At 61.3% G+C, this 17,916-nt stretch carries 20 protein-coding genes; 2 read left to right on the top strand and 18 right to left on the bottom strand.

What is annotated here, in order from left to right; genetic code table 11:
* Positions 1-97: 97 nt before the first annotated feature.
* Both KHP07_RS12820 and fnr read right to left on the bottom strand, forming a co-directional pair.
* Positions 98-646: an adenine phosphoribosyltransferase gene (locus KHP07_RS12820; RefSeq protein WP_025854263.1), complete on the bottom strand. Its 549-nt coding sequence runs from the start codon at positions 644-646 to the stop codon at positions 98-100.
* 92 nt (positions 647-738) lie between these two features.
* Positions 739-1,473 carry a fumarate/nitrate reduction transcriptional regulator Fnr gene (gene fnr / locus KHP07_RS12815; protein WP_015885309.1) on the bottom strand — a complete coding sequence of 245 codons (735 nt, stop codon included), beginning with the start codon at positions 1,471-1,473 and terminating at the stop codon, positions 739-741.
* Positions 1,474-1,626: 153 nt separating this feature from the next.
* Between fnr and KHP07_RS12810 the strand changes: the two genes are divergently transcribed.
* Positions 1,627-2,094 (top strand): hypothetical protein, encoded by a 468-nt coding sequence (locus KHP07_RS12810; RefSeq protein WP_078049718.1) that lies wholly within the window; start codon positions 1,627-1,629, stop codon positions 2,092-2,094.
* A gap of 10 nt (positions 2,095-2,104) precedes the next feature.
* On the opposite strand, the gene hemN is transcribed toward KHP07_RS12810, so the two are convergent.
* From hemN to ccoN (KHP07_RS12730), 16 genes are all read right to left on the bottom strand, one after another.
* Positions 2,105-3,487 (bottom strand): oxygen-independent coproporphyrinogen III oxidase, encoded by a 1,383-nt coding sequence (gene hemN / locus KHP07_RS12805; protein ID WP_214497290.1) that lies wholly within the window; start codon positions 3,485-3,487, stop codon positions 2,105-2,107.
* A gap of 261 nt (positions 3,488-3,748) precedes the next feature.
* Complete coding sequence (locus KHP07_RS12800) at positions 3,749-4,432, bottom strand: sulfite exporter TauE/SafE family protein (protein ID WP_078049716.1); 684 nt, start codon at positions 4,430-4,432, stop codon at positions 3,749-3,751.
* A complete protein-coding gene (ccoS, locus tag KHP07_RS12795) occupies positions 4,425-4,637 on the bottom strand; it encodes a cbb3-type cytochrome oxidase assembly protein CcoS (RefSeq protein ID WP_078049715.1) in 213 nt (70 codons plus the stop codon). The genes KHP07_RS12800 and ccoS overlap by 8 nt, the downstream gene beginning before the upstream one ends.
* 22 nt (positions 4,638-4,659) lie before the next feature.
* Entirely contained in the window at positions 4,660-7,110 is a 2,451-nt protein-coding gene (locus tag KHP07_RS12790; protein ID WP_214497289.1) for a heavy metal translocating P-type ATPase, read from the bottom strand.
* Between the two features lie 112 nt (positions 7,111-7,222).
* Positions 7,223-7,762, bottom strand: a complete 540-nt coding sequence (locus KHP07_RS12785; protein WP_078049713.1) for a FixH family protein — start codon at positions 7,760-7,762, stop codon at positions 7,223-7,225.
* Positions 7,763-7,778: 16 nt separating this feature from the next.
* Positions 7,779-9,194, bottom strand: coding sequence for a cytochrome c oxidase accessory protein CcoG (gene ccoG / locus KHP07_RS12780; RefSeq protein WP_214497288.1), 1,416 nt, complete (start codon positions 9,192-9,194; stop codon positions 7,779-7,781).
* Positions 9,195-9,401: 207 nt separating this feature from the next.
* Positions 9,402-9,812: a type II toxin-antitoxin system VapC family toxin gene (locus KHP07_RS12775; RefSeq protein ID WP_214497287.1), complete on the bottom strand. Its 411-nt coding sequence runs from the start codon at positions 9,810-9,812 to the stop codon at positions 9,402-9,404.
* A complete protein-coding gene (locus tag KHP07_RS12770) occupies positions 9,812-10,066 on the bottom strand; it encodes a type II toxin-antitoxin system Phd/YefM family antitoxin (RefSeq protein ID WP_099493585.1) in 255 nt (84 codons plus the stop codon). Before KHP07_RS12770 ends, KHP07_RS12775 begins: the two co-directional genes overlap by 1 nt.
* 175 nt (positions 10,067-10,241) lie before the next feature.
* Positions 10,242-11,219, bottom strand: coding sequence for a cytochrome-c oxidase, cbb3-type subunit III (ccoP, locus tag KHP07_RS12765; protein WP_078049709.1), 978 nt, complete (start codon positions 11,217-11,219; stop codon positions 10,242-10,244).
* Positions 11,216-11,401, bottom strand: coding sequence for a CcoQ/FixQ family Cbb3-type cytochrome c oxidase assembly chaperone (locus tag KHP07_RS12760; protein WP_016775513.1), 186 nt, complete (start codon positions 11,399-11,401; stop codon positions 11,216-11,218). The genes ccoP (KHP07_RS12765) and KHP07_RS12760 overlap by 4 nt, the downstream gene beginning before the upstream one ends.
* A gap of 5 nt (positions 11,402-11,406) precedes the next feature.
* Positions 11,407-12,015 (bottom strand): cytochrome-c oxidase, cbb3-type subunit II, encoded by a 609-nt coding sequence (gene ccoO / locus KHP07_RS12755; RefSeq protein ID WP_025854274.1) that lies wholly within the window; start codon positions 12,013-12,015, stop codon positions 11,407-11,409.
* Complete coding sequence (gene ccoN, locus KHP07_RS12750; protein WP_028617468.1) at positions 12,015-13,457, bottom strand: cytochrome-c oxidase, cbb3-type subunit I; 1,443 nt, start codon at positions 13,455-13,457, stop codon at positions 12,015-12,017. The genes ccoO (KHP07_RS12755) and ccoN (KHP07_RS12750) overlap by 1 nt, the downstream gene beginning before the upstream one ends.
* Positions 13,458-13,808: 351 nt before the next feature.
* Positions 13,809-14,756 (bottom strand): cytochrome-c oxidase, cbb3-type subunit III, encoded by a 948-nt coding sequence (ccoP, locus tag KHP07_RS12745; protein ID WP_099493584.1) that lies wholly within the window; start codon positions 14,754-14,756, stop codon positions 13,809-13,811.
* Positions 14,753-14,953 (bottom strand): cbb3-type cytochrome oxidase subunit 3, encoded by a 201-nt coding sequence (locus tag KHP07_RS12740; protein WP_010208563.1) that lies wholly within the window; start codon positions 14,951-14,953, stop codon positions 14,753-14,755. Before KHP07_RS12740 ends, ccoP (KHP07_RS12745) begins: the two co-directional genes overlap by 4 nt.
* 3 nt (positions 14,954-14,956) lie before the next feature.
* Positions 14,957-15,565, bottom strand: coding sequence for a cytochrome-c oxidase, cbb3-type subunit II (gene ccoO / locus KHP07_RS12735; RefSeq protein ID WP_003193159.1), 609 nt, complete (start codon positions 15,563-15,565; stop codon positions 14,957-14,959).
* 10 nt (positions 15,566-15,575) lie between these two features.
* Positions 15,576-17,000 carry a cytochrome-c oxidase, cbb3-type subunit I gene (gene ccoN, locus KHP07_RS12730; protein WP_099493583.1) on the bottom strand — a complete coding sequence of 475 codons (1,425 nt, stop codon included), beginning with the start codon at positions 16,998-17,000 and terminating at the stop codon, positions 15,576-15,578.
* A 79-nt stretch (positions 17,001-17,079) separates the two neighbouring features.
* On the opposite strand from ccoN (KHP07_RS12730), the gene KHP07_RS12725 reads away from it, so the two are divergent.
* Complete coding sequence (locus KHP07_RS12725; protein WP_078049706.1) at positions 17,080-17,772, top strand: alpha/beta family hydrolase; 693 nt, start codon at positions 17,080-17,082, stop codon at positions 17,770-17,772.
* Positions 17,773-17,916 lie beyond the last annotated feature (144 nt).

Raw genomic sequence — 17,916 nt, 5'->3', positions numbered from 1 at the left:
GGCTCCCACATTTGATTGGGCTCACACATTCATATCGGTGAAGGCGATCACCTGTGGGAGCCGGGTTTGCCCGCGATGAGGCCGGCCCAGGCGACCGTTACTGTTCAGTCAACGCAAACTGCGTCAAACAAAACGTCGGAATCCCCATGTCCTCCAGGCGTTGCGACCCACCCAGCTCCGGCAGATCAATAATCGCCGCCGCTTCGAAGATCTTCGCTCCCATACGTCGCACCAGGTTCGCCGCCGCGATCAGGGTGCCGCCAGTGGCGATCAGGTCATCGAACATCAACACCGAATCGCCCTCGCACAGGCTGTCGGCGTGCACTTCCAGGAAAGCCTCGCCGTACTCGGTCTGGTAACCCTCGGCCAGCACGTCCGCGGGCAGTTTGCCCTGCTTGCGGAACAGGATCAGCGGCTTGTTCAGTTGGTAAGCGATGATCGAACCGATCAGGAAGCCCCGCGCATCCATTGCGCCGATATGGGTGAAATCGGCTTCGACATAACGCTGGGCAAAGCTGTCCGCCACCAAGCGCAGGGCGCGGGGCGATTGGAACAAGGGCGTGATGTCACGGAAGATCACCCCAGGCTTGGGGAAGTCGATGACGGGGCGGATCAGGGATTTGATGTCGAACGAATCGAAGGTCATCGTCGAAGAGTCCTGGGGCTGGAAACGGACTCGAAGTATACCTGCGGCCTCGGCAATTGGCGCGGCCGCAGGTGTCTGGATCAATCCTTCTCTTAACCTTCGAGCGAGCCGCCCGCCAGCGCGCACAGCTGGATAGGGTCGAGGATATGCACTTCCTTGCCTTCGGCGGCCAACAGTGCGTTCTGCTGGAAGCGCGTAAACACGCGGGACACGGTTTCCACTGCAAGGCCCAGGTAGTTGCCGATTTCGTTGCGCGACATGCTCAGGCGGAACTGGTTGGCGGAGAAACCACGGGCACGGAACCGTGCCGACAGGTTGACCAGGAAGGTCGCGATGCGCTCGTCGGCGGTCTTCTTCGACAACAGCAGCATCATTTGCTGGTCGTCACGAATTTCGCGACTCATGACACGCATCAGTTGGCGACGCAGTTGCGGCAATTGCAGGGCCAGTTCGTCCAGGCGTTCGAAGGGAATTTCGCACACCGAAGTGGTCTCCAGCGCCTGGGCCGACACCGGATGAATCTCGGTGTCCATGCCCGACAAGCCCACCAGTTCGCTGGGCAGGTGGAAACCGGTGATCTGCTCTTCGCCGCCGTCGCTGAGGCTGAACGTTTTCAATGCGCCCGAACGTACTGCATAAACGGAATCGAACTTGTCGCCCTGGCGAAACAGAAATTCGCCTTTTTTCAGCGGGCGACCGCGTTTAACGATCTCGTCCAGCGCATCCATGTCTTCCAAATTCAACGAAAGTGGCAAGCACAGGGGAGCCAGGCTGCAATCCTTGCAATGAGCCTGGCTGTGAGCGCGCAGTTTAACTGGCTCGGACATTTCTTAAATCCTTGTGGGAAAACACACATAAGACGTAAGGGTAACGCACTGGGGGGCGATGAGGCCAGCGTGTACAAAAAACCGCCAGCGGTATAAAGCTTTTTGTATCAGGGTCGATACAGGCTTATGTCTCAACAATCCAGGGTTTGGATCATGGCTTCTATTGGCGGTATTAACCCCTCAAGTATTCGCATACCCACAATGCCGGACCTCAAAAAGGACGCCGTGGTGGACGATGCCAGCAACCCATCGGCACCGCAGGCTGACGCCAAGCCGGTCGAAGGCGTGGCGGTGACAATTTCCGGTGCGGGTCTGCAGGCTGCCCGTAACGACGCGAATAAAGACATCGACGACAGCAACCTGAGCGACAGCGTCAAGCAGTTGTTGAAGATGATCCGTGAGCTCAAGAAACAACTCGAAGACAAGATGGCCGAACTCGCAGCGGCCATGGCTGATACCTCGATGACGCCGGAGGCGCGCCAGGCCAGAGTCGCGGGCTTGCAGAGCGATGTGACGTCATTGCAGGCCGCGCTGGCAACCACCCAGACCCAACTGGCCAAAGCCATGAAAGACCAGCCGCCAGAGGCTCAGATGGAAGCCATGAGCCTCATGGCCAAGTAAGGCGAGTCGACTAGATAACCTTCGAGAAACGCTGCCTGTTCTGGTGCTCCAGATAGGCGTCGAACACCATGCACACCGACCTCACCAGCAGGCGCCCGGCCGGCAACACACGAATGCCCCGGGCGTCGAGTTCAATCAGGCCATCCTCGGCCATGGCCTCCAGTTGTGGCCAGATGTCAGCGAAATACCCGCGAAAATCCACATTGAAGGCCTGCTCGATCGCCTCGAATGCCAGGCTGAACGTGCAGATCAGCTGCTGAATCACCTCCCGCCGCAACCGATCGTCCGTGGTGCAGACCAGGCCACGGCTGGTGGCCAGTTGCGCGCCCGCCAGGGTGTTCTGGTAGCCGTTGAGGTCGCTGCTGTTCTGGCAGTACAGGTCGCCGATCTGGCTGATCGCCGACACCCCGAGCCCGATCAAGTCGCAGTGACCGTGGGTGGTGTAGCCCTGGAAGTTGCGCTGCAGCGTGCCTTCTTCCTGGGCGATAGCCAACTCATCGTCCGGCAGGGCGAAGTGGTCCATGCCGATGTAGCGGTAGCCGGCCTGGGTCAGTTGCTCGATGGTGGTTTGCAGCATCAAGAGTTTAGACGCCGGGGAGGGCAGTTCATCGGTGTTGATACGCCGCTGGGGCATGAAGCGCTCTGGCAGGTGCGCGTAATTGAACACTGACAAGCGGTCTGGTTGCAGGCTGATTACCTCTTCCACGGTACGCGCAAAATTGATCGGTGTTTGCTTGGGCAAGCCGTAGATCAGGTCGATATTGATCGAGCGAAATTGCAGGGTGCGCGCCGCATCGATGACCGCACGGGTTTCCTCCAGGCTCTGCAGGCGATTCACTGCCCGTTGCACCTCGGGGTCAAGGTCTTGCAGGCCGATGCTCACGCGGTTGAAGCCAAGTTCACGCAGCAGGCCCATGGTCGCCCAGTCCGCTTCACGGGGGTCGATCTCGATGCCGTAGTCGCCGGAATCGTCATCCAGCACGTTGAAGTGCTGGCGCAGGCAACTCATGACCTGGCGCAACTCGTCGTGGCTGAGAAAGGTCGGGGTGCCGCCGCCGAAGTGCAGCTGTTCCACCGGCTGTTTCGGGTCGAGGTGGCAGGCCATCAGCTGGATCTCCTGCTCCAGGCGCTGCAGGTAGGCCTGGGCGCGGCCACGGTCCTTGGTGATGACCTTGTTGCAGGCGCAGTAGTAGCAAATGTTCGCGCAGAACGGTACATGCACATACAGCGACAAGGGTCGCACGGCCTTGCGGCTGTCGCGTAGGGCGTGGAGCAGGTCGAAGGTGCCGACCTGGCTGTCGAATTGCACGGCAGTGGGGTAGGACGTGTAGCGCGGTCCCGCCATGTCGTAGCGGTGAATCAGATTGGCGTCCCAACGAATGGCGTCGAGCATGCGGGCGTTCCCCCGGATAGGCTAGTGGGCCGAGTCTAGGGGCGTGGCGGGGATGGCATCTTGATTTGCATCAACGGGGAGCGGCGCTATGCCACATGGCGCCGAGCGCCCTGCCTCGCAAGTACTGATCGTTTTTGACGGCGTCTGTTGCCGTCATGCTGCGTTGCCGCTCCTCCCCATAGCCAGCTATGAGTCGTCGCGGCGCCTTGCCTGACGACAACAGCCACTCGTCAAAAACGATCGTACTTACGAGGCAGGGCGCTAGTGGCCCATCAGCCAGTGCTGGTGCGGGCCGGGCAATGTCCAGATACCGAACAGAATCACCAGCAAGCCGCCGGCCATCCGCACACTGCGTTTGCGCAACAGCGCCGTCACCCGCTCAGCCGCCAGGCCTGTAGCCAACAGCACCGGCCAGGTGCCCAGGCCGAACGCCAGCATCAGCAACCCGCTGTCCAGTGCATTGCCCTGGCTCGCTGCCCATAGCAGCGTGCTGTAGACCAATCCGCACGGCAACCAGCCCCACAGCGCGCCCAGCAGCAAGGCGCGCGGTACGCTGGACACAGGCAGCAAACGGTTGGCGACTGGCTGGATGTAGCGCCACAGGCCGCGTCCGAGGCTTTCGATACGGGTGAGGCCGCTCCACCAGCCGGCCAGGTACAGGCCCATGCTGATCAACAACAACCCGGCCAGTACGCGCATGAACATCGCCGCCGGGCTGTTCGCCACTGCCCAACCGGCAAGGCCGATCAACACCCCGGCAGCGGTATAGCTGAAGATGCGCCCCAGGTTGTAGGCCAGCAGCAGTTTAAACCGGCGACCACGCTGCTCCTTGGGGATGGCCAGGGTCAGCGCACCCATCAGGCCGCCGCACATGCCCAGGCAATGGCCGCCGCCGAGCAGGCCGAGGATCAGCGCGGAGACCAGCAGCGGCGCCAGTTCAAGCATGGGGCGGGTCTTTGGGCGGTTGCTCGTGGTGGTTGGCCTCTTCGACGCCGGCCAGGTGGTTCGGGTCCTGGTCGTCGAACAGCACGCTATGGGCCGGGCCGTCGAGGTCGTCGTACTGGCCACTGTCCACGGCCCAGAAGAAGATGTAGATGGCCACGCCCACTAACAGCAGCGCCGCCGGAATCATCACGTATAAAGCTGGCATCTGCACTCCATGTCCGCGCGGTTCACACCGGCAGCGGGCGGGTTACTGAGGGGGCTCGGGCCGCTGGCGCGCTCGGCAGGCGAGTCAGGCGCAGGGCGTTGAGCACCACGGTCAACGAACTGAGGGACATGCCGATCGCGGCCCAGATAGGGGTGATCCAGCCTAGGGCGGCAAACGGCAGCATAAGGCCATTGTACAGCCCGGCCCACAGCAGGTTTTCAATGATCACTCGGCGGGTGCGCCGCGCCAGGGTAAAGGCTTGTACGAGGGCGTCCAGGCGGTTGGACAGCAAGACCGCGTCGGCGCTGGTCTTGGCCAGGTCGGTGGCCGTGCCCATGGCCACGCTGATGTCCGCGGCGGCGAGCACCGGCACATCGTTGACCCCGTCGCCAAGCATTAGCACCTTGCGGCCTTCCTTGTGCAGTCGTTGCAGCACTTGCAGCTTGTCATCGGGGCGCAGGCCGCCGTGGGCTTCATCGATCCCCAACTCGGCGGCGACACTGGCGACCATCGGCGAGCTGTCCCCGGACAGCAGCAGCGTGCGCCAGCCACGCGCCTTGCACGCGGCCAGCAACGCTGGGGCATCGCTGCGCAGGCGGTCGTCGAGTACGAACCAGGCCAGGGCGCCTTCGCGGTCGCCGAGCAGCAGCCATTGGCCCGACACTTCCGGTGCGGCAGGAATCGGGCAGCCACTGAGTTCACAGACAAAACCGGGTTGACCAATGCGCAGGAGGCGTTCGCCCACGCGGCCTTCAAGGCCAAGCCCAGGCGAACTGAGCACCTCATCGGCGGCCAGCGGGGCGCGACCAAAGGCGCGCGCGATCGGGTGTTCGGAACGGTTTTCCAGGGCGGCGGCGAGGCTCAGGCACAGGTCGGTGCTCAAGCTGCCCAGGGGCCGGATGGCTCTCAACGCCAGGCGTCCTTCCGTCAGGGTGCCGGTCTTGTCGAAGATCACCGTGTCGATCTGGTTCAGTCCTTCCAGCACATGGCCACGGGTCAGCAGCAACCCGAGTTTGTGCAAGGTGCCGGTGGCGGCGGTGAGGGCTGTAGGTGTTGCAAGGGACAACGCACAGGGGCACGTCGCCACCAGCATTGCCAGCACAATCCAGAACGCGCGCGACGCGTCCAGCTCCCACCACAGCAAGCCGATCAGGGCGGCGGCGATCAGCGAGCACAACAGGAACCACTGCGCGGCGCGGTCGGCGATTTGTGCCAGGCGTGGTTTCTCGGCCTGGGCCCGTTCCAGCAGGCGCACGATGGCGGACAAGCGCGTTTCATGGCCCAAGGCGCGCACTTCGACGGTCAAGGCACCCTCGACATTCAGCGTGCCCGCTGTGACGGCGTCGCCGGTCTGGCGCGGTTGCGGCAGGTATTCCCCGGTGAGCAACGATTCATCAATGCTCGATTGGCCATCGAGGATCACGCCATCCGCCGGCAACACAGCGCCCGGATGCACCAGGACGCGGTCGCCCAGTGCCAGTTCCGGGAGCAGGATGCGTTCACTCTGGCCATCGGCCTTGAGCCGCAGGCACGAGGCGGGCAACAGGTTCACCAGCTGCGCGGTGGCGGCGGCCGTGCGCTCGCGGGCGCGGCGCTCAAGGTAGCGCCCGGCCAGCAGGAACAGTGCAAACATGCCCACTGCATCGAAGTAGAGCTCGCCGATGCCGGTGATCGCGGTCCAGATGCCCGCCAGGTACGCACCGCCGATGGCCAATGACACCGAGACATCCATGGTCAGGTGGCGGGTGCGCAAGTCGCGCATCGCCCCCTTGAAAAACGGTGCGCAGCTGTAGAACACAATGGGTGTGGTGAGAAACATCGCCACCCAGCGCAGGATCACGTGCAGCTCCGGGCTCAGGTCGATATTGAATTCCGGCCAGGTGGCCATGGTTGCCATCATGGCCTGGAACCACAGCAGCCCGGCCACGCCCAATTGGCGCAAGGCCAGGCGATTCTCACCGGCCAGTTGCTCGGCAGCGCGGTCGGCCTGATAGGGGTGGGCGGCGTAGCCGATATGGCGCAGCTCGCTGAGCAACTGGCTCAGCGGCAGTTGCCCATCGGCCCAGCGCACCTGCAAGCGATGGTTGGACAGGTTCAACCGCGCCTCGGTCACGGCGGGCAGGCCGCGCAGGTGTTTTTCGATCAACCAGCCACAGGCAGCGCAACTGATGCCTTCCATCAACAGGGTGGCTTCGGCCAGCTCGCCCTCGTGGCGCACAAAAGGTTTTTGCACGTCGGCGCGGTCATACAGTGCCAACTCGTCGACGAGTTGCACCGGCAGCGTCTCAGGGTTGGCCGAGGCTTCGCTGCGGTGCTGGTAATAGCTTTCCAGGCCGCCGGCCACAATCGCCTCGGCCACGGCCTGGCAGCCCGGGCAGCAGAGTTCGCGGTGTTCACCGAGGATCACGGCGGTAAACCGGCTGCCGGGCGGGACGGGCAGGGCGCAGTGGTAGCACGGAGTTGGGCTGGTCATGGCTAGGGATCTTAATCGGCTGGGAGGGCCTCATCGCCGGCAAGCCGGCTCCTACAAGGGATCGCGTTCGAGCGGTAGGAGCCGGCTTGCCGACGATGCGCGAAGCGCAGGCTTATTTTTTCAGGTCTTCAGCGCCCTGCAACGGTTCATCACCCAGCAGCAAGTCCTTGTCGTGGCTGACCAGTTCTTCTTCAAACATACGCCAGGTGCGATCGCCTTCCACGCCGAGCAATTCGACAAAGCGCCGGCCCTCGACCTTGTCGGTGACCTGGCCGATGTAGCGGCCAGTTTCGCTGTCACTGCGGGCCAGGTTGATCTTGCGATCCTTCTCTGGCTGGGTCGGGGAGATCAGGTTCAATTCCAGGGTGGCTGGGTTGCTGTTGCCGGTGAGGTTCACTTCGACTTCACCGGTCAGCTCATCCAGGTGCACCTTGGCGCGCAATTGCAGGGTCTGGGCCAGCAGCTCGCGGTCCAGGGAACGGTTGATGCCCTTGCCGGCCTCGTAGTAGTTGTCGTTGACCAGGTTGTCGGGGTTGTTCACCGCGATAGTCACCATGGACAGGGTCAAGGTCACCGAGCAGGCCAGGATCCCGATGATGATCCAGGGCCAGAGGTGCTTGTACCAAGGGCTTGCGGCAGTTGCTACGGACATTGTTCGGTTCTCTTGATTAACGAACTTGCGGGCCGATGAATCGGCTCTTGGCTTCAATGTGGACGCTGGCGTCATCGGCGTCGGTGAGGATGAATTTCACCTCGTTGGTGCTCGACGGCAGTTGTTCCGGCGCGCTCGACAACTCCACCGGCATGCTGACGATATCACCGGCAGCCACCTTGATTTCGCGGCGGCCTTGCAGCTTGAGGTCGGGCAGGCCGGCAGCGTCGAGCACGTAGGTGTGGTCGCGCTGGTCCTTGTTCATGATCTTCAGGCTGTAGACGTTTTCGATCCGGCCTTCGGCGTTCTCGCGGTACAGCACACGGTCCTTGCTCACGTCGAAACCCACCAGCGAGCGCATGAAGAAGGCCGCCACCAGCAAGCCGATCATCGCCAGCAGCACCAAGGCGTAGCCGATCAGGCGCGGGCGCAGCTTGTGAGTTTTCTGCCCCGACAGGTTGTGCTCGGTGGTGTAGCTGATCAGGCCGCGTGGGTACTCCATTTTGTCCATGATGTTGTCGCAGGCGTCGATACAAGCGGCGCAGCCGATGCACTCGATCTGCAGGCCGTCGCGGATGTCGATACCGGTGGGGCACACCTGCACGCACATCGTGCAATCGATGCAATCGCCGAGGCCCTGGGCCTTGTAGTCGATGCCTTTTTTGCGCGGGCCACGCACCTCGCCACGGCGCGGATCGTAGGAGACGATTAGGGTGTCCTTGTCGAACATCACGCTCTGGAAACGCGCGTACGGGCACATGTAGATACACACTTGTTCGCGCAGCCAACCGGCGTTGCCGTAGGTGGCGAGGGTGAAGAAACCGACCCAGAAATACGACCAGCCATCGGCTTGGCCGGTGAAGAAGTCAAACACCAGTTCGCGGATCGGCGAGAAGTAGCCGACAAAGGTCATGCCGGTGACAAAACCGATCAGCAGCCACAGGGTGTGCTTACTGAATTTGCGCAGGAACTTGTTGGCGCCCATGGGCGCTTTATCGAGCTTGATGCGTTGGTTGCGGTCGCCTTCGGTGACCTTTTCGCACCACATGAAGATCCACGTCCACACGCTTTGCGGGCAGGTATAACCGCACCACACACGCCCGGCATACACGGTGATAAAGAACAGGCCAAATGCCGCGACGATAAGAATGCCCGAGAGCAGGATGAAATCCTGGGGCCAGAAGGTCGCGCCAAAAATAAAGAATTTACGCTCTGGCAGGTTCCACCACACGGCCTGGTGGCCACCCCAGTTCAGCCACACGGTGCCGAAGTAGAGCAGGAACAGAGCGGCGCCGCCGAGCATGCGCAAATTGCGAAACAGGCCGGTGAAGGCGCGGGTGTAGATCTTCTCTCGCGAGGCGTAGAGGTCGACAGTGCTGCTGGCGTTTTTGGCAGGCGGGGTAACGTCATGTACCGGTATCTGGTTGCTCATCATTGCATCCCACGGCGGTGGAGATTTGCCTCGGCCAGTACGTGCCAACCGGGGTCAAATTAAGGGTGTTGCAGTGGCCTAATGATACGCCCCCGATGCGGTGCAAGGGGTGCGACCTTTGGTCGCGTTGGGGAAAATCAATTGATGGTGTACGTGATCTGGATCAATTGACTTGGGAAGTATGGACGGTTTTGGTGGGTAAGCAGGTCATTCGTCCCATGGATTGATCAGTGGAACGCCGCTGGATTTAAAGTCGCTGACATTGCGTGTAACAACAGTAAGGCCATGGACCAGAGCGGTTGCCGCAATCAATGAATCACTTTCATTGGCTCGGTCTGGCACATGCAAGTGTGCACAGCGCAACGCTACTGCTGCATCGATGGGCAGGATTCTGGCATTGAAGGCGGGTATGACATGACGCTTGAGCCAGGTGCGTAATACCTTCCCTTGCGCCGGGTCTCGCTGCTCTATGCGCAGGACGCCGGTTTCCAGTTCTTTGAGTGTGATCGCCGACATATACAGGCGTGGAGCGCTGACGCTTTTAGCCCAGGCGACCACCTTTGCATCGGCGTGGGGTTTGCGAAGTTCGGAAATGACGTTGGTGTCGAGTAGATACATCAGGAGAGGTCCACAGGTCGATGAGTGATCACGGCACGTTCGGTTTCGAAGTCGATATCGGCCGCTTCTGGCATCACTAGCAGATCAACGATGTCGGCATTGAGCCCTGTCAGTTTCTGGTAGTCCTCAATGCTTAGCAGTACGTGGGCTGGCTTGCCTCTATCGGTGATAAAAACCGGCCCCTGGCGGGCTGCTTTTTTGGCACCACTTGTGTCTTGGTTGAATGCGCGGCTGGAAATAGTGGTGATTGTCATGGGGTGGCTCCCCTTTCGCTGGATTCGATGTAGTTACGTTACTACCTCGTTATTGGGCGCGGCAAGCTTCAAGCTACGAGTGGTCGTGGGTTCATGTTTTGAACAGTTACGAGAGCCAGATACAACGAAGCCCCGCCAGCTTTCGCTGCACGGGGCTTCGTTTTTTTTCAAGACTTTACTGCTCTTCGGCCTTCTTATCCCCATGGGACAAGCTGTAAACATACGCTGCCAGCAAGTGCACCTTGTCATTCCCCTGCAGCTGCTCCTGCGCAGGCATCTGACCCTGGCGGCCCCAACGGATGGTCTGTTGCAGTTGGGCAAAGCTCGAGCCGTAGATGAATGCACCCGGGTGGGTCAGGTCGGGCGCGCCCATGGCGGGGGTGCCTTTGCCGGCCGGGCCGTGGCAGGCCACGCAGTTGGCGGCGAAGAGTTTCTCGCCGTTGGCCACATCGGCTTTCACGCCTTCGGGCAGCTTGCGGCCGTCGAGGTTGGTGACCACGAACGCGGCCACATCGCTGACGCCTTGTTCTTTGAGGATGTCCAGCCAGGCCGGCATCACCGCATGGCGGCCCTTCATGATGGTTTCCTTGATGGTGGCCGGCTCGCCACCCCAACGCCAGTCGGCGTCGGTCAAGTTAGGGAAGCCATACGCGCCCTTGGCGTCGGAACCGTGGCACACCGAGCAGTTGGAGGCGAACAGGCGGCCCCCCATCTTCAGGGCTTGCGGGTCCTTGGCCACTTCTTCAATCGGCATCGACGCGAATTTGGCGAAGATCGGCCCGAACTTGGCGTCCGACTTGGCCATTTCCTTTTCCCATTCGTGCACGCCGGTCCAGCCGGTCTGGCCGTTGGCGAAGGGGGTTTGCTTGTCGTTGTCGAGGTAGGCATAGCCCGGCAACAGGCCCTTCCAATTGCCCAGGCCGGGGTACAGCGCCAGGTAGCCGAGGGCGAAGATGATGGTGCCGACGAACAGCATGAACCACCACTTCGGCAGTGGGTTGTCGTACTCCTCGATGCCGTCGAACGAGTGGCCGACGGTCTCGTCGGTTTGCTCGGTGCGCTGGCCCTTGCGGGTCGACAGCAGCAGCCAGGTCAGGGCGAAGATGGTACCCAGACTGAGGACTGTGACGTACAGACTCCAGAACGTAGTCATTCTTTGTTACTCCTAGAAGCTTGCTCGACGTGCTTGATGGCTTCGGGATCATCCGCGAAGGGCAGCATGGTTGCGTCGTCAAACTCCGACTTGCGCTTGGGGCTGAACACCCACAACGCCAGGCCGATAAAGGCCACCATCACCACAACGGTGCCCAGGCCTCGAATCATCCCGATATCCATGAAGGTCACCGTTTGCTTTTGATGAGGGTGCCCAGGCCTTGCAGGTAGGCCACCAGTGCGTCCATTTCGGTCTTGCCCTTCACGGCTGCGGCTGCACCGGCGATGTCTTCGTCGGTGTAGGGCACGCCCAGGGTGCGCAAGACTTCCATCTTCTTCGCGGTGTCCTTGCCGTCGAGCTTGTTTTCCACGAGGAACGGATACGCCGGCATTTTCGATTCAGGCACCACGTTGCGCGGGTTGTACAAGTGCGCACGCTGCCAGTCATCGGAGTAACGTCCGCCGACACGGGCCAGGTCTGGGCCGGTACGCTTGGAACCCCACAGGAACGGGTGGTCCCACACGCTTTCACCGGCGACGGAGTAGTGGCCGTAGCGCTCGGTTTCGGCACGGAACGGACGGATCATCTGCGAGTGGCAGCCGACACAACCGTTGGCGATGTAGACGTCGCGGCCTTCCAGTTCAAGCGCGGTGCGCGGCTTCATGCCTTCGACCGGCTTGTTGGTGACGTCCTGGAAAAACAGCGGAACGATCTGGGTCAGGCCGCCGATACTCACGGCGATGACCATGAAGAAGGCCAGCAGGCCGATATTCTTCTCGACTACTTCATGCTTCATCAGTGGGCTCCCACAACGGCGATCTTGGCGGCGGCTTCGGCTTCTGCAGGGTCGGAGGCACGCACGGTGCGCCAGACGTTGTAGGCCATGAACAGCATGCCGGCGGCAAAGAACGCACCGCCCAGGGCGCGGACGATGTAGCCCGGGTGGCTGGCTTGCAGCGCTTCGACGAAGGAGTAGGTGAGGGTGCCGTCATCGTTGATCGCACGCCACATCAGGCCCTGGGTGATGCCGTTGACCCACATCGAGGCGATGTAGAGCACGGTACCGATAGTGGCCAACCAGAAGTGCGTGTTGATCAGCGCGACACTGTGCATCTGCACGCGGCCAAACAGTCGGGGGATCATGTGATAGATCGCGCCGATGGAGATCATCGCTACCCAGCCGAGGGCGCCGGCGTGTACGTGGCCGATGGTCCAGTCGGTGTAGTGGGACAGCGAGTTGACGGTCTTGATCGCCATCATCGGCCCTTCGAAGGTCGACATGCCGTAGAACGCCAGCGATACCACCAAAAAGCGCAGGATCGGGTCGGTGCGCAATTTATGCCAGGCGCCCGACAGGGTCATCATGCCGTTGATCATGCCGCCCCAGCTCGGGGCCAGCAGGATGATCGACATCGCCATGCCCAGGGACTGCGCCCAGTCCGGCAATGCGGTGTAGTGCAAGTGGTGCGGGCCGGCCCAGATGTACAGGGTGATCAGCGCCCAGAAGTGCACGATGGACAGGCGATACGAGTAAATAGGACGTTCGGCCTGTTTCGGCACGAAGTAGTACATCATCCCCAGGAAACCGGTGGTCAGGAAGAAACCCACGGCATTGTGGCCGTACCACCACTGGATCATCGCGTCCGTTGCCCCGGCGTAGGCCGAGTAGGACTTGAACAGGTTCACTGGCAGCGAGGCATGGTTGACGATGTGCAGCATCGCCGTCACCAGGATGAACGCGCCGTAGAACCAGTTGCCCACGTAGATGTGCTTGGTCTTGCGCTTGACGATGGTGCCGAAGAACACCACGGCATAGGTCACCCACACGATGGCGAGCAAAATGGCGATCGGCCATTCCAGCTCGGCGTATTCCTTGGTGGTGGTGTAGCCCAGCGGCAAGGTGACGATGGCGCTCACGATGACCGCTTGCCAACCCCAGAAGGTGAAGGCCGCGAGGCTGTCGGAGATCAGTCGCGTCTGGCAGGTTCGCTGCACGACATAGTAGGAGGTGGCAAACAGTGCACATCCACCGAAGGCGAAGATCACCAGGTTGGTGTGCAGCGGGCGCAGGCGACCAAAGGTCGTCCATGGCAAACCGAAATTCAACTCCGGCCAAACCAGTTGCGAGGCGATGAACACCCCGAGCCCCATGCCAAGGATCCCCCAGACCACCGTCATGATGGCGAACTGGCGGACTACCTTATAGTTATAAGCAGTCGGACTGATTGCTGTGCTCATTCTAAGGTTCCACGGTTTAGGTTTTTTTATAGGTAAAATCGGCCGCAAGTATGTAGAAAGCGAGGGGCCATTGCAACGCAATGGCTGACCTGTATCAATGCGTTCCACGCCAGATTCTGCGCCCTTTCCATGTTTTGCGTAGGGACAAAATCAGAAATCGAAAGCTGATCGAGTGGACAGGAAAATTTTGGGGTCTCAACGAATGTCGTTGCGTACGCCAGGATTGGTCCGCTGTGGGAACAAGCGTAGACCCGAAAGTGAGGGGGGGAAAGGTGTGCTTTGGAAGGGTGCGACACTTGGTCGCGCAGCTAGGTTGAGCTGCCGCCCCAGAGTGGGGCAGCAGCTCAGAGGTTACTCAGGCTGGCTTTCTGGCGTTGCACCATCAGCGGTGTGGGACAAGCTGTAAACATAGGCCGCCAACAAGTGCACCTTGTCATTGCCCTGCAGCACTTCCTGCGCGGGCATCTGGCCTTGGCGGCCATGGCGGATAGTCTGCTGCAATTGCGCAAGGCTGGTGCCGTAGATATAGCCGGCCGGTTTGGTCAGGTCGGGCGCGCCCATGGCTTCCATGCCGTGGCCTTCCGGACCGTGGCAAGCGACGCAGGTAGTGCTGAACGCCGCCTGGCCTGCTGCCAAGTCTGCGGTGCTGTTGGCCGGCAAGGGCAGCTTGGCCACGTCGTGACGAACATAGGCCGCGACGTTTTTCACCCCGTCATCGCCGAGCATGTCACCCCAGGCCGGCATCGCCGCGTGGCGGCCGTTGAGGATGGTGGTCTTGATCGCTTCGGCCGAGCCGCCCCAGCGCCAGATGTTGTCCGCCAGGTTCGGGAAGCCAAACGCGCCCTTGGCATCCGAGCCGTGGCACACCGCGCAGTTGGAGGCAAACAGGCGACCGCCCATTTTCAGCGCTTGCGGGTCTTTGGCGACTTCTTCCACGGGCATGGCCGAGAATTTGGCGAAGATCGGCCCGAACTTGGCGTCGGCCTTGGCCATTTCCTTGTCCCATTCCTTGGTCTGGGTCCAGCCGTCTTCATAGCCCGGCAACACGCCTTTCCAGTTGCCCAGGCCCGGGTAGAGGATCAGGTAGCCGACCGCAAACACCAGGGTGCCGGCGAACAGCATGAACCACCACTGGGGCAGCGGGTTGTCATATTCCTCGATACCGTCAAAGGCGTGGCCCATGGTCTGGTCGACACTGCCCTTGGTCTCGCCCTTGCGGGTCCCGATCAGCAGCCAGGTCAGGCCGATCAGGCTGCCGAGGGTCAGTACGCAGATCCATGTACTCCAGAATAGGGTCATGGCCGAGTGCTCCTTATTGCAGGCTCTTCTTGAGCGTCGGATGGAGAAGGTTCATCGGCGAAGGGCAGCAGGCGGGCCTGCTCGAATTCCGCATTGCGCCGGTTGTTGAACACCCACAGCGACAGGCCGATAAAGGCGATGGCGACCACCAGCGTGCCGAGGCCGCGGATGGTGCCCGCATCGAATTCAAATCCCATGGCTCACCTCTTGCTCTTGATGGCAGTGCCGAGCACTTGCAGGTACGACACCAGTGCGTCCATCTCGGTCTTGCCCTTGAGGCTGGCGACAGCGCCATTGATATCGTCGTCGGTGTAGGGCACGCCGAGGGTGCGCATCACTTTCAACTTGGTCTCGGTGTGGCTGCTGTCGACGGCGGCGGTGACCAGCCACGGGTAGGCCGGCATTTTCGACTCGGGCACCACGTTGCGCGGGTTGTACAAGTGCGCGCGGTGCCAGTCGTCCGAGTAGCGCGCGCCAACGCGGGCCAGGTCCGGGCCGGTGCGCTTGGAGCCCCACAGGAACGGGTGGTCCCACACGCTCTCGCCGGCGACCGAGTAGTGGCCGTAGCGCTCGGTCTCGGCGCGGAACGGGCGGATCATCTGCGAGTGGCACTGTACGCAGCCTTCGCGGATGTAGATGTCACGGCCTTCCAGTTGCAGCGCGGTATAGGGCTTCATGCCTTCCACTGGCTTGTTGGTCACGTCCTGGAAGAACAGCGGGACGATCTGGGTCAGGCCGCCGATGCTCACGGCGAGCACCATGAGCAGCATCAGCAGGCCGACGTTCTTTTCAATCGTTTCGTGTTTCATCATCGACTCCTCAGGCCATCTGCGCGGCAGCGGTGACTTCGGCAGGTTGCGCCGAACGCACGGTGCGCCAAGTGTTGTAAGCCATCAGGAACATGCCGCTGAGGAAGATGGCGCCGCCCACCAGCCGCACGATGAAGCCTGGGTGGCTGGCCACCAGGGTTTCGACGAAGGAGTAGGTCAAGGTGCCGTCTTCGTTGACCGCACGCCACATCAGGCCTTGGGCGATGCCGTTGACCCACATCGAGGCGATGTAGAGCACGGTGCCGATGGTGGCCAGCCAGAAATGCGCGTTGATCAGGCCGAGGCTGTACATCTGCTCGCGACCAAAAATTTTCGGGATCATGTGGTACAGCGCGCCGATGGAGATCATCGCTACCCAACCGAGGGCGCCGGCATGTACGTGGCCGATGGTCCAGTCGGTGTAGTGGGAGAGGGCGTTGACGGTCTTGATCGCCATCATCGGGCCTTCGAACGTCGACATGCCGTAGAACGCCAGCGACACCACCAGGAAGCGCAGGATCGGGTCGCTGCGCAACTTATGCCAGGCGCCCGACAGGGTCATCATGCCGTTGATCATGCCGCCCCAGCTCGGTGCCAGCAGCACCAGCGACATCACCATGCCCAGCGATTGTGCCCAGTCCGGCAGCGCGGTGTAGTGCAAGTGGTGCGGGCCGGCCCAGATGTACAGGGTGATCAGTGCCCAGAAGTGCACGATGGACAAGCGATACGAATACACCGGACGCTCGGCCTGCTTGGGCACGAAGTAGTACATCATCCCCAGGAAGCCGGCGGTGAGGAAAAAGCCTACCGCGTTGTGGCCATACCACCACTGCACCATGGCATCCGTCGCACCGCCGTAGAGCGAGTAGGACTTGGTCAGGCTGACCGGGATTTCCAGGTTGTTGACGATATGCAGGATGGCCACGGTGATGATGAACGCACCGAAGAACCAGTTGCCGACGTAGATGTGCTTGGTGTTGCGCTTCATCACCGTGCCAAAGAACACGATGGCATAGGCCACCCAGACGATGGTGATCAGGATATCGATCGGCCATTCCAGCTCGGCATATTCCTTGGAGCTGGTGTAGCCCAGCGGCAAGGAGATGGCGGCCAAGAGAATGACCAACTGCCAGCCCCAGAAGCAGAACGCGGCGATCTTCGGCGCGAACAGCTGGGTTTGGCAGGTGCGTTGTACCGAGTAGAAGGAGCTGGCGAACAAGGCGCAGCCACCGAAGGCGAAGATCACCGCGTTGGTGTGCAACGGGCGCAGGCGGCCGAAGCTGGTCCACGGCAAATCGAAGTTGAGTGCAGGCCAGACCAATTGGGCCGCGAGAAAAACCCCGAGCCCCATGCCGACGATGCCCCACACCACCGTCATAATGGCGAATTGGCGGACCACCTTGTAGTTATAGGCGGTACTTAAAGTAGTGTTCATGGTTCCCCATCCACGGTTCAACCCAAGCAGATGCGGCACTTGGGCTGGAGTTATAGGCAGACTAAAAAGCGAGGCAAGCATGGGCAAAGAGCACAAGGCCAGTATTGACGGGGATCAATGGGCGCAGTGTGTGCGGGAGCGGGGCTGGTTGTGGGATGCCGCGTCGACGGTTGCGAAGGACGCGCCGGTGACGCTGATCCTGGCCCACGGCGCCGGCGCACCGATGGACTCATCCTTTATGAACGACATGGCTGCACGCCTTGCCGGGCATGGCGTGAACGTGTTGCGCTTCGAGTTTCCGTACATGGCCCAGCGCCGGCTGGACGGCGGTAAACGCCCGCCGAACCCGGCGCCCAAACTGCTGGAAGCCTGGCGTGAGGTGTACGCCGAGGTGCGACGTCATGTCGCTGGGAAACTGGCGATTGGCGGCAAGTCCATGGGCGGGCGCATGGCCAGTTTGCTGGCGGATGAGTTGGGTGCCGATGGGCTGGTGTGCCTGGGGTATCCGTTCTATGCGGTGGGCAAGCCGGAAAAGCCACGGGTCGAGCATCTGGCGGGGTTGAAGACGCCGACGTTGATTGTGCAGGGCGAGCGGGATGCGCTGGGCAATCGGGCGGCGGTGGAGGGGTATGACTTGTCGCCGAGCATCGAGGTGATGTGGCTGGTGGCGGGGGATCATGACTTGAAGCCTTTGAAGGCGTCGGGGTTTAGTCATGAGCAGCATCTGGAGGCTGCGGCGGTGAAGGTCGCCAGGTTTCTCTGCGGCTGTTAGGGCCTTATCGCAGGCAAGCCAGCTCCCACATTTGAATGTATTCACCCATCAAAATGTGTGAACACAGTCCAGTGTGGGAGCTGGCTTGCCTGCGATAGCGGTTTACCGGTTAAAGCGCTCAACCAGTGAGTACTGGGTATTCGC

This window comes from Pseudomonas sp. VS40 (assembly GCF_018587885.1).
Taxonomy (GTDB): Bacteria; Pseudomonadota; Gammaproteobacteria; order Pseudomonadales; family Pseudomonadaceae; genus Aquipseudomonas; species Aquipseudomonas pergaminensis.
The sequence above is the reverse complement of the archived record's forward strand: the minus strand, read 5'-3'. Positions and strand labels throughout refer to the sequence as shown.

Coding starts and splice junctions, on each gene's coding strand:
- hemN (WP_214497290.1), bottom strand. CDS start 3,487: ATGCTCGACGCCATTCGTTGGGACGCCAATCTGATTCACCGCTACGAC.
- KHP07_RS12775 (WP_214497287.1), bottom strand. CDS start 9,812: ATGTATCTACTCGACACCAACGTCATTTCCGAACTTCGCAAACCCCAC.
- KHP07_RS12760 (WP_016775513.1), bottom strand. CDS start 11,401: ATGGATATCGGGATGATTCGAGGCCTGGGCACCGTTGTGGTGATGGTG.
- ccoO (WP_025854274.1), bottom strand. CDS start 12,015: ATGAAGCATGAAGTAGTCGAGAAGAATATCGGCCTGCTGGCCTTCTTC.
- KHP07_RS12740 (WP_010208563.1), bottom strand. CDS start 14,953: ATGGGATTTGAATTCGATGCGGGCACCATCCGCGGCCTCGGCACGCTG.
- ccoO (WP_003193159.1), bottom strand. CDS start 15,565: ATGAAACACGAAACGATTGAAAAGAACGTCGGCCTGCTGATGCTGCTC.
- ccoN (WP_099493583.1), bottom strand. CDS start 17,000: ATGAACACTACTTTAAGTACCGCCTATAACTACAAGGTGGTCCGCCAA.
- ccoN (WP_028617468.1), bottom strand. CDS start 13,457: ATGAGCACAGCAATCAGTCCGACTGCTTATAACTATAAGGTAGTCCGC.
- KHP07_RS12820 (WP_025854263.1), bottom strand. CDS start 646: ATGACCTTCGATTCGTTCGACATCAAATCCCTGATCCGCCCCGTCATC.
- ccoS (WP_078049715.1), bottom strand. CDS start 4,637: ATGCCAGCTTTATACGTGATGATTCCGGCGGCGCTGCTGTTAGTGGGC.
- KHP07_RS12785 (WP_078049713.1), bottom strand. CDS start 7,762: ATGTCCGTAGCAACTGCCGCAAGCCCTTGGTACAAGCACCTCTGGCCC.
- KHP07_RS12800 (WP_078049716.1), bottom strand. CDS start 4,432: ATGCTTGAACTGGCGCCGCTGCTGGTCTCCGCGCTGATCCTCGGCCTG.
- ccoP (WP_078049709.1), bottom strand. CDS start 11,219: ATGACTACGTTCTGGAGTCTGTACGTCACAGTCCTCAGTCTGGGTACC.
- KHP07_RS12810 (WP_078049718.1), top strand. CDS start 1,627: ATGGCTTCTATTGGCGGTATTAACCCCTCAAGTATTCGCATACCCACA.
- KHP07_RS12770 (WP_099493585.1), bottom strand. CDS start 10,066: ATGACAATCACCACTATTTCCAGCCGCGCATTCAACCAAGACACAAGT.
- KHP07_RS12725 (WP_078049706.1), top strand. CDS start 17,080: ATGGGCAAAGAGCACAAGGCCAGTATTGACGGGGATCAATGGGCGCAG.
- ccoP (WP_099493584.1), bottom strand. CDS start 14,756: ATGACCCTATTCTGGAGTACATGGATCTGCGTACTGACCCTCGGCAGC.
- KHP07_RS12790 (WP_214497289.1), bottom strand. CDS start 7,110: ATGACCAGCCCAACTCCGTGCTACCACTGCGCCCTGCCCGTCCCGCCC.
- ccoG (WP_214497288.1), bottom strand. CDS start 9,194: ATGAGCAACCAGATACCGGTACATGACGTTACCCCGCCTGCCAAAAAC.
- fnr (WP_015885309.1), bottom strand. CDS start 1,473: ATGTCCGAGCCAGTTAAACTGCGCGCTCACAGCCAGGCTCATTGCAAG.